The 12,649-nt window shown below is 68.5% G+C and carries 1 protein-coding gene; it reads right to left on the reverse strand.

The window, feature by feature from the left end; genetic code table 11:
• Positions 1-3,564: 3,564 nt before the first annotated feature.
• The coding region (locus HY049_03165; protein MBI3447906.1) for a hypothetical protein at positions 3,565-12,649 on the reverse strand (9,085 nt) is incomplete at its 5' end.

Genomic DNA, 12,649 nt, shown 5'->3' on the forward strand with positions numbered 1-12,649 from the left:
TGGATGAAGAACTGCTTGCTCCCGTCCTCGACGCGCCACGTGACGACGTCGTTCCCCTTCTTCGTCGTCGCGAGGACCTTCGCCTGCGCGCTCAGCGTGATGGGGGTGAAGCCCGCGGCCGCCGTCCCGAACCTGTCGATCCAGACCCCGGGGAGGGCCACCTTGTTGAAGAGGCCCGTCGGCAGGCCGCCCGGGCTCGCGAACGAGATGGTGCCGTTGCTGTTCGTGAAGTTCTGGAACTCGAGGAGCGTGTCGCCGGGGATCCCCTCGAGCACCAGGGATCCGGTCTGGAGCTTGTCGGTCAGGTTGACCTCGAGCCGCGCCTCCCCCTTCGCCGTGATGCCGATCGTCTCCAGGAACTCGAGGTTCGTCTGGAAGACGAGGATGCCGTAGAACTTCGGCGCCGCGTTGAGCCCGGCGCTCGCGTCGAGGACGAACCTCGCCGCCCCCGAGGCGATGTTGCCCAGGCGGAAGAGCCTGAGCGTTCCCGACGCCTCGAGGCTGAAGAACGGCCCCGGCGCGATCTCGAGCTTCGCGAAGCCGCGGAGCTCGAGGAGCGGCTCGTCGAGGAGCCCGCCCGAGTCGACGATGAGGCCGCCGCTCATCTCGATGAAGAAGATCTGGCCGCCGCTCCCCGGCTGCGCGGGGTTCCCGACGGGAGTGTTCGAGATGACCCGGAAGCTCTGCGACGAGGCCGCGCCGGGGTTTCCGTCGGCGTCGGTCCACGACCCTTCGATGAAGTCGACCTGGACGCGCCCGGCCGCGAGGGTGCGCGTGAGGTAGTAGCGGAAGGTCACGCCGTCGTTCAGCGCCGTCGGCACCGGGTCGAGCAGGAGCCCGCCCGTCGAGTCGGTGAGCGTGAACTCGGGGTTCGTGTCGAGGATCGAGCCGGCGTCGATCGCGGCGTCGCCCGCCTTCGGGAAGCGGACGTCGATGTAGGCACGAGGCTGGTTCGAGTGCGCCGCGTCGATGGTGAGGGTCGCCGCGGCCGGGACGACGGAAGGCAGGGCGTCGTAGAGCCACGCCCCCGCCGTGAACGTGAGGACGAGCTGGTCGCCCTGGGCGGCGCCCGAGGTCACGACGTACCGGAACGTGTTGGTGTTCGGATCGACCGGGGTCGTGCTGTCGAGGGTCGCCGAGACGGTGCTGTTCGGAGGCCCGCGGATCGAGAACGGCAGCGCGGCCGACGCGAAGGTCACGCTCCCGGGGCGGCCGCCGTACGTCACGTCGAAGTACAGGTGGTTCGCCGTGGCGTCGTTCTGGACGCTCACCTTCCGATCGCCGAAGAGGGGGAAGGTGTTGGCGGCGTTGTCCTCGAAGGTCACGCTCCCGTCGATGAAGTCGAGCTGGAGCTGCCCCTCCTTGAAATTCCCGGAGAAGAAGTAGCGGAAGGTGTTGGTCGCGGCGTCGATCAGCACGGGGGTGTCCGACGTCGAGAGCTTCAAAGTGGCCCCGCTCGGGGTCGAGCTGGTCACGGTGACGACGAACTCGGGGTCCGCGTCGGTGACCGAGGCGACGTCGAGGCGCGACGCATAGGCAGGCGTTGCGAAGGAGACGTCGAAGTACCCTCGCTCCGCCAGCACCGTCGCGTCGATGAGCGCGCCCCGAATCGGGTCGGCGAGCTCGGCGGCGAGCCGGCGCACTTCGAACCTCTCGGTGTGCGCGTCGCTCGAGACGACGCCCGCGCCGGTGTCGAGCACCCCGGGCTGATCCCCCGGGGTCGAGCGGAAGGCGTCCGTCACGAAGGCCGCGTGGATCGTGCCGCCGGCGAAGGCGCCGGTGAAGAAGTAGCGGTAGACGTTCGAGTTCGTCAGGCGCAGCGGCGCGAACGAGGCCGCCGGCGCCACCCCCTGCGCGTCCAGCGTGAACTCGGCGGCCGGGTCGAGGATCGAGTCCTCGTCGAGGACGTCGCCCGAGGTCGGCGTGAAGCGGACGTCGAGGTACGTGACGTTGACCGTGGTCGGATCGTGCGCCATCGCGGGGCCCGGGAGCGTGTTCGACGTCTGCACGCTCGTGACAGGGTCGGTGAAGCTGTAGCTCCCGGCCACAAACGTTACGGAGAGGGCGCCGCCCGCCGTCGTGTCGTACTCACCCGTCACCCAGTAACGGAAGGTGTTCGTCGCGGCGTCGATGAGGACCGGCGCCTGCGTGTGCACGAGCGCGACGCGGCTGCCGTTCGGCACCGTCAGCGTGAACTCGTCCCCCGACGTGTCGGAGGCGTTGGCGCCCACGTCGTAGACCGTGTCGAGGTCGAGCGTCTTGCCGGCGGGGAGGATGAGGGAGACGTCGATGAAGCCGCGGTCGTTCAGCGAGCCGAGGCCGATCGTCGCGCCGTCCGCCGGGCCGACGAGGTTCACCGTCGGGCCCAGGATCGTGACGCTCTTCGTGGCCTGCGTGTTCTTGAACGAGCCGTCGGCGAAGGTCCCCGCATTGATCTCGACGTTCAGGATCCCCGGCTGGAAGTCGGCCTGGAAGAAGAAGCGGTACATGTCGCCGCCGAGGGCGAGGAGCTTCCCTTGCGCCGCGTCAGGGCCGAGGGCCGAGGAGACGCCCGGGATCCCGAGGCTCGCCCCCCAGAGAGCGATCTCGTCGCCGTCGACGAAAGTTCCCGTGGGCCCCGCGACGAGCATCCCTCCCTTGCTCGGGAGGAACTGGACGTCGAGGTAGGTGCGCCCGTTGGTGGCGGTCAGGGCGCCCAGGGTGACCGGGGCCGGCGCGTGCGCGTCCTGCGTGTACGACCACGCCGTCGAGTCGAAGGTGACGGTCACGTCGAAGGGGGTGAGGATCGTCCCGTTGTTCGTGAACGTGCGGCCGGTCGCCGTGTACCGGAACCGGTACGTGTCGGTCTGCCCGATTCGCGTCGGCGCCCTGTTCCCGGTGAGCGACACGGTGATCCCGGCCGTGGCGGAGGTCACGGTGAACTCGGGCGTGAGATCGGTGACGGACGCCGCGTCGATGGTGAAGCCGGCGGGAGAAGCCAGCGCCGGGATCGTCACGTCCAGGAAGGCCGCGTCGACGACGTGGACCGGAACCGGCGAGAGCGCCTGCGACTTCGTGAACGACCAGCTCCCGGCGATCGGCTCGGCCGTGACGTTGCCGGCGGCGAAGATCCCCGAGACCCAGAAGCGGTAGGTCGTCGAGGAGATCGGGCCGAGGTGCACCGGCGCCTGATCGGCGTCGAGCTGCACGGCCACCGCCCCCGGCCCCGAAAGCCTGAGCTCGGGGGCGAGGTCGGTCACCGACGCCGGGTCGATGTCGAAGCCCGAAGGCACGGCCCCGAAGGCGGCGAGGTCGACGTCAACGTAATTCCTCTTGTTCAGCTTCGAGACGTCGATCGTGCCGCCTTCCCCGGGGTTCACGAGGACCGCCGTCGGCCCTTCCACGCTGAACGCCTGCTGGTACGCGAGGCCGGCCTGGCCGCCGTCCTCGAACCACCCATCGCCGTTCGACCCGCCCGCCGTGAACGTCACCACCAGGTCGCCCGGGGCGTAGTCGAAGGCGCCGAGCATGTACCGGAAGCGCCTCACCCCCTGGTTCGCGAGGAGGATCAGCAGGTCCGACTCCTCACCCTTGATCCCGTTCCCGTCGAGATCCTGGCCGGCCGCGCTGACCTCGGTGGCGTCGAGGACGCCGTTCGCGTCCGCCACCATGGCGATCGGGATCGGGCGCCCCGGGACGCTGACGGCGTGGCCGTGGAGCGCCGTGCCGGTGAGCGTGAACTCCGCGCCGGGGTTGTCGAGGATCGAGGCGAAGTCGAGGTTCCTTCCGGGGGTGGCCTCGAACATGATGTCGAAGTACTTCTGGTCGCCGTTCCCGTCCGGATCGAACTGATCGGCGTTCAGCACGCCGACGTCGATCGACGGTCCGTTGAACGGCCCGGCGACGCGTCCCGCAGCGTCGCCGACGGTGAAGCCCGAGACGGACGCCGCGTTGCCGATCCCGGCGACGTCGGCGTCGATCACCAGCTCGTAGTCGCCGGAGGCGAGCGCCGTCGCCGGCGGCATGTAGAGCCGGATCGTGCGGCCGTCCGGGAGGACGTCGGCGCTCGTGAACAACGTCGCGGTGTTCGAGCCCTTCGCGCGGACGCTGATCGCCCCGCCGCTGCCCTGCGTCGCGATCGCCTTCAGCGTCGCGGCGCTGATCGTCGTGCCGGTCGCCGGCATCACGTCGACGTCGATCGATGCGGCTCCCCCCCTGGCCGATGACGACGATCTCCGGGTCGGGGTCCGTGATCGACGAGACGTCAAGCGTCCCGTTGAAGGCCGCGAGGTTCTCGTTGGGCGAGGTCGGGAACGTGACGTCGACGTACCCGCGGCCGTTCAGCGTGGACCCACCGATGCGGTCCCCCGCGCGCGGCCCCGACGCCGTCAGGAGCGGGATCGGACTCTCCGGCATCACCGTGTCGAACGCGACCTCCTGGCCGGTCGCGTCCCGGAATCCCATCTTGATCTTTCCGTGGATCGTGAGGAGCCGGATCTGATCCGGGACGTCCGCGAGGAAGAGGACGACCACCCTCCCCGACGTGACCTTCGAGAGATCGGCGTAGAGACGTCCGCTCACGGAGAGGTTGTTGGCGGCGAAGTTGAGCTTCCCGACGATGAGGAACTTCCCGTCGGTGCTGAACCGGATGATCACCTCGCCGTTGAAGACCTCCTCGGACGTGTAAATGTCGAAGACCTTCGCGCCCCCGGTGATGAGCATCGGGGAGGTGAAGGCCGCCGCCCACCCGTTCGCCGCCCCGTTCGAGAGGGCGATCGCCTGGTTCACGACCTGCTGCTTCACGCCCGCCAGCCACTGCTCGGGGGTCAGCGCCGTCGGGAGCTGGAACTCGGGGCCTCGCAGCTTGAAGGGGTCCTCGATCGACGGGAGGGTCTTGAAGAAGTCCACTCCCGCGCTGAAGTCGTTTATCGCGAGGCCGATCTGCGGCACGAGGATGACGCCGCCCGGGATCGAGACGCTCATGAAGATCCCGAGGGGGCCGAGGTCCGAGAGCGCAAACCGGATCGTGACTCCGATCCCCGAGAACTCGAACCCTCCCTCGACGCCGATGAAGAAGACGCGCCTCATCACGGGCGTGGTCACGTCGAAGGAGTCGATGATCCGGTTCCCGGCGTCGAGGTTGATGATGCCGCCGATCAGCGACGCCTTGATCTCGCCGCCGAAGAGGTTCCCCTCGATCGAGACGCCGATCGAGTCGATGCCGATGATCGGGAACTCGCCGGCGAGGAGCTTGCCGACGTCGATCTTGATCCCCTCGACCGCCCCCGAGAAGGTGATCCCGCTGACCCCCTGGAGGCCGTTCACGCTGGCCGACAGGATCAGGATGAAGTCGGTCGGATCGTGCTGGATGTCACGGAACTGGATGCCGATCGAGTCGATCTTGATCGGGAGCCACGACGGCCACTTGAAGCCGTCGCCGGTCGCGGAGCCGATGGTGAGGATGACGCCGAAGCCGGGCTTCGGGAGGAAGTCGCCGTTCCCGAGGAAGGCGAAGTTCCTCCCCTCCCCCGTGAGGACGAGAGACCCGATCGTCACCTCGGCGGCGATCGAGGCGAAGCTGACCAGCTCCTCGGTGCCCTTCGCCCCGGTGTTGATCTTGAGGTCGCGCCCGCTCAGCGTGAGGAAGCTTCCGAGCTGCACGCGGAAGGTGTCGACGCTGAAGAGGAGCGCCTTGACGTGCCCCGAGTCGAACTCGAGCGTGACGCGCGCCGCCTCGGTGTCTGCGGCTGGCTCGCCCGAGAGGCGATCGCTGATGATCGCGTTGACGGGGCGCCCCGGCAGGAACTTCGCCCCGCCCGTCGCGATGAAGATGTTCCCGCTGAAGTTCGCGAAGGGGTTCGAGCCGTCGAAGACGACGTCGAAGTTCTGGACGCCGACGCGGAGGTCATCGAACTCGATGAGGCTCCCGAGCTTGATGCCGCCGGCGGGCTTCGGCGCCGGGGCCGCGGCCGGGAAGCCCGGCGGGGGCGGAGGCGGCGTGCCGCCGAACTGGAGGAGCGCCGTCCCGAGCTTGAAGCCGTTGTCCCGGATCGTGAGCCCCGGCGTCCCCATGAACGAGTCGATGATGCCGGTGACGCCGAACTTCGGGAAGTTGATCGACGCCTGGTCGATGACGACCAGCTCCTGCGCCCTCCCGCCGTTCTTCGCCGCGCTGTAGTTGGGGTCGTAGCTGACGCGGATGCCGGAGCCCGTGACGCGGACGACGTCGGGGACGTTCACGTCGAGGCCCGCCACGTCGACGCTGAACTTGCCCGGCACGCTGAAGGCGGCGATGCCGGCCCCCTGGATGAGCCCGAGCAGGTCGATCTGCACGTCGAACTTCGCGAGGACTCCCGTCAGCGTCGCGGTGATGCCGCTCCCCGACTGGGCCGACGAAGGCGTCGTCTGGTTCGCCGTCCCTCCGCCGAAGTTGAGCTTCGCGGTGTTGACTCCGATCGCGATCGTGATGACGAGGTTGGCCTCGAGGCCGTTCGGCCCGAAGTCGGGCTTGAACGCGATCCCGGCGATCCCGACCGACGGCCCCTCGAGCGTGACCGGGCCGGCGGAGACGTTGCTCGCCGCGATGCCGCCTTCCTGAGTCGCGCTGTCGACCTTGAAGGTCCCCTTCGAGCGCCCCGACTCGAGGCCGCTCTGCGTCTTCCACGCCGCCTGGCCCCCCGCGTTCTTCGGGACGAAGTCCACTACCACGTCGCCGTTCGGGAAGACGTCGGCGAAGTTGGACGGGGGCTTCAGAGGATCCGGGTCGAAGAAATAGCGGTAGGAGTTCGGCCCGAGGCGCTGGAAGCGGTACTTGCCGTTCGCGACCCCGCCCGGGTTGAAGAGGGACCCCGCGATCGTCACGCGGATCTCGTCGCCGTCGATCGTCGCCGGATTGACAGGGCTCCCGTCCGGCGAGGAGAAGGCCACGTCGACGTACCGGCGGGCGTTCTGCGCCCCCTTGTTCACGACGGCCCCGTTGAAGGGGCTCGCGAGGCTCGCGGTCGGCTTCGCCCCCGTGTCGCTCGGGAAGACGACGGTGAAGAGCTCCGTCTCGGCGATGTTCGTCGCCCCCCGGACGTCGCTGAAGCGGCCCTCCAGGAACTGAACCTCGATCGTGGGATCGAAGTCGGTCGGCTCGAGGAAGTAGTCGAGCGCCGGGTTGATCTTGACCAGCGAGTACCGGAAGGTCCGATCGTCGATGCGCGTGGCCTGGCCGTTCACCGCGACGTTCCGCGCGGAGGTCCCTACGAGGTTGAACTCGGCCTGCGGGTCCGTGATCGAGCCCGCGTCGAGCCCGACGAAGTTCTCGTCGTTGAAGACCACGTCGATGGTGCCGCGCGTGTTGATCGCAGTCGCGTCGATGCGGGCGCCGGCGAACGGATCCTTGAGGTCGGCGGTGACGGGGCGCAGCGCCGTCGCCGGGAGCGCGATGTTCACGGGCTGCCCGAAGACCGAGAACCCGGTGACGCGGATGTCCTGGAGCTGGAACCCCTGCTTCCCGCCGATCTTGAAGCGGGCCGACCCCTTGACCGCGAACGCCTCCTTGACGGTCCCGCCCTGCGGCGTGTTGATCGCCACCTCGGCGTTCGGGATGTCGACCGAGACGGGGCTCGTAGGCGTGCTCTGCGTGAACCGGGCCGACCCGCGGATCTGGAAGACGGGGGCGTTCGCCGGGCCGGCGCTGATGGTGAGGCGCGTGTCGTCGGTGCCGTTGTCCGCGACGACCTGGCCGTTCTGATCGAATCCGACCTCGACCTGCTCGATGAAGAGGCCGGTGGCGAAGACGATCTGGAACGGCTGCGCGGTCGCCGGATCGTCGCCGGGGAAGAAGACCGACTGGTTGATCGCCAGCCCGGTGTTGTTGATCTTCACGCCCACGTTGCCGCGGACCGACAGGCCGTCGAGGCCGACGAACGAGACCGTGCCGAAGGCCTTCAGGGCGAAGGTGTCGTCGGACTTGTCGGCGGTCCCCTTGTCGAAGTAGACGACGCCGATGTTGGCGCCGCTGACGAGGATTCCGGTCGCCTTCGGATCGAGCGCGCCGCCCGGGAGCGGGGCCGGCGATCCGATGAAGATGAGGACGTTCCGCGCCGCGTAGACGTTGCCGCCCGGGATCGGCTGCGTGGTGAAGTCGCCTCGCAGCGTGAGGAAGTCGCCGATCGTCACGTCGAGGTTGGTGATGGCGATCTCGAACGTGCGGCCGGCCTTCGCGTCGATCCGCACGTCGCCGCCCGGCAGCGAGATGACTTCCTTCACGTCGCGGCTCGGCGACGTCGTGTTGATCGAGAGGAAGATGTCGGCGCCGGCCTGGAGGCCGGGGACCGTCACGTTGAAGGTCCCCTTCAGCGACGCGGCCACCCCGTCCTGGAAGAAGACGAAGCCGCCCGTGCCGTGCGTCAGGGTGACGGTGCCGAGGTTGAAGCCCCCTTCGTCGGCGAAGCCCGCGATCGTCAGCTCGCGAACCCCCACGCGGACGATTTTGACGGGCTGCCCGCCCTGCGTCGCCGGCGGCCGGGTCACCTGCTCGATGGCGAACTCGCCCGAGACCTGAATCGTCGCCTGCCCGACGCGGATGGTGACGTTCGGCGTGCCGCTCAGCCGCACGTACGGGCCGGCGGGAAGGCTCAGGACCAGAGGCTTCCGGACCTCGAAATGGTCGGCCGTCGCGGGCTGTCCCTTCGGATCGCCCGGCATCGCCTCGATGAGGTACTTCGTCGTGCCGTCGAGCACCTGCCAGAGCGTCGGCCGGGTTCCCTGCGCGGCGACGGCGCGGACGGTCGCCCCCGCCCCGAGCGTCACGCCGCCGGCCTGGAAGTGCGCGATCCACGTGGCGGAAAGCGCGGTGGCCGCGCCGATGGAGCCCGGAAGGCTCGTGATGTCCGTGAAGCCGGCGACCTCGAAGAGGGTGTTCGAGGTGCCGGGGATGTTGAACTCCTCGTTGACTGCGCTCGTCGTGTTGTTGATCGCGAGCGACATCGTCCCGTGGAGGCTGAACGTCGGCTGCGCCTGGCCGGCGGGGAGATCGAGGTTGACGCCGACGGTGAACTCGGCGGCGAGCCCCGCATCGGTCAGGAGAATGAGTCCGCTCGCGTCCTGGATGTCGATGACGGCCGGCGAGCCGAGCTTCAGATCGAGGTCGAAGAGCGCGAGCTTCGTCACGCGCGAGCCGTTGGCGCGCGTCGTCTGCTCGAAGAAGAAATCGGTCTGGAGCGAGATGTCCGGCGTGTGGTCGCCGTCGAGATCGACGGCGAAGATCGCGGCGCCGACGCCGTTCGGCTGCGTCGCCGACGGGTTGTCGATCGCCAGGGCTCTGAGGGTTCGGGTGTCGAAATCGAGGAGGACGGAGGGGGCTTTCAGCGGACCGCCGAGATCGGGGTCCGGGCCGGTCGTGATCGCGAGGCCCGGAGGCCCGTGGGCGACCGGGAAGCTCAGGCGGAAGTCGATCACCGGCGGGACGCCCGTGGTCGCCGGGTTCTTGTCGCTCGAGCCGTTCACCTCGACCGAGAGGTTCGCGACGCTCAAGCTGACGGCCTTGACGCCGACGAGGGAGATGAGCGAGGCGCTCGCCTTCAGCGCGTAGTAGCTCGTCGTGTCGGCCGTCGACTGCGGCTTCATGAGCGCGAGGCCGAACTCGAAGTTCTCGACGATCACGCCGACCGCGCCGGCCGATGCGGGCGTGTCGAAGCTGTCGATGACGCCGTCCGGGACGCCGTTCGGCCCCGAGTTGTCCTGCCAGTACGGGCCGCCGGTGCCGAGGAAGGCGTGCACCTGGCTCGCGCCCACGGTGAGGACCGAGAGGTTCGACTTCGTGGTGCCGTCCGAGAGGGTCGCCGAAGGCAGCGCCGGCCCCTTCTCGAAGCTGAAGGCGCCGCTCACGAAGACGAACTCGCTGATGCCGAGCGTCACGAAGCCGCTCGCGCGAAGGAGCGGGGCGCTGAAATCGAGGTCGATCCCCGAGACGCCGCCCGTCGGCACCGTGAGCTTCCCACCGGGGAACTTCGTGAAATCGACGACCGGCACGGGGGCGTTCGGCGCCGCGGAGTCGCTCGACGTGTTCACCTCGACCGTGAGGGACCGCGCCGAGAGCGTGAGGCCGTCGACGCCCACGATGGCGACGTCGCCCCGCGCCTTGATCGCGAAGAAGCTCTCGGTGGGCTTCGGCCCCGTCATCGGGATCACCGGCTTGATCAGCGCCATGCCGAGCGTGACGTTGCTGAGCGCGACGCCGAGCGCGCCGGCTGCGAGCGGCGTGTCGAACGTGTCGATGACGCCGTCCGGGACGCCGTTCGGCCCGGAGTTGTCCTGCCAGTAGGGCCCGCCGACGCCGACGAAGACGTTCCCGTTCGCCACGCCGACCTGGACGATGTTGACCCGCCGTGGAGTTCCGTCCGAGAGCGTCACGTCCTGCTCGGCTCCCTTGCGGAAGGCGAACTGCGCGGCGACCGTGACGAACTCCTGGATCACCAGCGTCGCGAACCCCTGGGCTTCGAGAAGCGTGTCGGTGAAGTCGATGTCGATGGAGTGCGCGCCGGCAGGCACGGTGAGCTTGTGCCCGGGCAGCAGGCTGAAGTCGACCGCCGGGGGTGTCCCGCCCGCGCTGTCGCTCGAGGTGTTCACGCTCACCGACACACCGGCGCTGAGGGTCAGCCCCGGGATCCCGACCAGCTCGGCCGCCCCGGTCGCCTTGAGGGCCGTGAAGCTCCGCGTGTCGGCCGTGTCCGTCGGCTTCATCAGGACGAGCGCGAACTCGAACTGGCTGATCGCGATCCCGAGCGCCCCCTCCGCCTCGGTCGCCGTCGGCGCGCGCACCGCGCCGTTCGCCTCCGTCACCCAGTACGGCCCGCCCGTGCCGACGAACGCGTGCACGTCGCTGACGCCGACCTTGATGACCGAGACCTGCACCGACTGCGCCACGCCCTTGAGCGTCACGAAGATCGTCGCGCCCTTCTCGAAGTTGAACGACCCCGTCACGAAGACGAACCCCTCGATCTGGAGCACCGCGCCCAGGACGCGCACGGCCTGCACCCCCGGGGCGCTCGTGAGCGTCCCGGACACGCCGTCGATGTCGATGGTCTTCGGCGCGGCCGAATAGTTCGTCGTCGTCGTGTTGAGCTGCACCCTCACGTCGCGGGCGCTCGCGGTGATGTTCCCCGGGAGCGTGAGCACCAGCGTGCCGCTCGCCTCGAGAGCCTTCGTCCCGTTCGCGTTCATCGCGAGGGCGAGGGTCCCGTTCGTCACGCCGACCTGGATCGCGCCGGCGCTCAGAATCGCCGAGACATGCTCCGCCGCCGCCTCGACGTCGGCGCCGACCTTGCGGAACCCGAAGTCGCCCGAGATGGTCACGAACCCGGCGAAGCTCGCGCTGAGCCCCACGACCGACACGCTCTGGGAGTTGGGCGCCGCGTCGATCGTCGCCTGCACCCCATCGATGTTCAGCGTCAGCGGGTTGGTCTTGAAGTCGGTGCTGGTGGTGTTGAGCTTCACGGTCGCCGACTGGATCGTGACCTGGGCGAAGTCGCCGGCCGTCAGGAATGCGCCTCCGGTCGCCTTCAGGGCCTTCGTCGTGACGCCCGGGGTCGTCGAATCGCTTCTAAGAAGGAGGGCAATCGACCCGTCGTTGACGCCGGCCTCGAAGACGGTCCCGACCTTCAGGCTCACATCGATCATCGAGCCCGTCGCCTGGATCTCCGTGACGGTGCCGTTGACCTGCTTCCTGAAGCCGAAGTTGCCGGACACGAACACGAAGCCGCCGAACTCGGCGCTCAGTCCGACCACGCTCACGCTCTGCGTGTTCGGGGCGACGTCGAGAGTCGCTTGCACGCCGTCGATGTCGAGGAGGAGCGGGTTCGCGGCGAAGTTGGTGTTCGTGTTGTTGAGCTTGACGGTCGCCGACTGGATCGTGACCTGCGCGAAGTCCCCTGCCGTCAGGAACGCGCCGCCCGTCGCCTTCAGGGCCTTCGTCGTGACGCCCGGGGTCGTCGAGTCCGACCGCAGCAACAGCGCAATCGACCCATCGTTGACGCCCGCCTCGAAGACCGAACCGACCTTCAGGCTCACGTCAATCATCGAGCCTGTCGCCTGGATCTCCGTGACGGTGCTGTTGACCTGCTTTCTGAAGCCGAAATTGCCCGAGACGTTCACGAACCCGCCGAACTCGGCGCTCAGACCGACGACCGACACGCTCTGGGTGTTCGGAGCGACATCGAGCGTTGCCTGGACGCCGTCGATATCGAGAAGGAGCGGGTTGGTCTTGAAGTCAGTCGCCGTGTTGTTCAGCTTCACCGTCGCCGACTGAATCGTGACCTGCGCGAAGTCGCCAGCGGTCAGGAACGCGCCGCCCGTCGCCTTCAGCGCGCGAGTCGTGACGCCGGGCGTCGTGCTGTCCGACCGAAGCAACAGCGCGATCGACCCGTCGTTGACGCCGGCCTCGAAGACCGAACCGACCTTCAGGCTCACGTCGATCATCGAGCCGGTAGCCTGGATCTCGGTGACCGTGCCAGTGACCTGCTTTCTGAAGCCGAAGTTACCGGAGACGAAGACGAAGCCGCCGAACTCCGCGTTCAGTCCGACCACGCTCACGCTCTGCGTGTTCGGGGCGACGTCGAGAGTCGCTTGCACGCCGTCGATGTCGAGCAGGAGCGGGTTGGTCTTGAAGTCCGTCGAGGTGTTG

The sequence above is a fragment of the Acidobacteriota bacterium genome (genome assembly GCA_016195325.1).
Classification (GTDB): domain Bacteria; phylum Acidobacteriota; class Polarisedimenticolia; order JACPZX01; family JACPZX01; genus JACPZX01.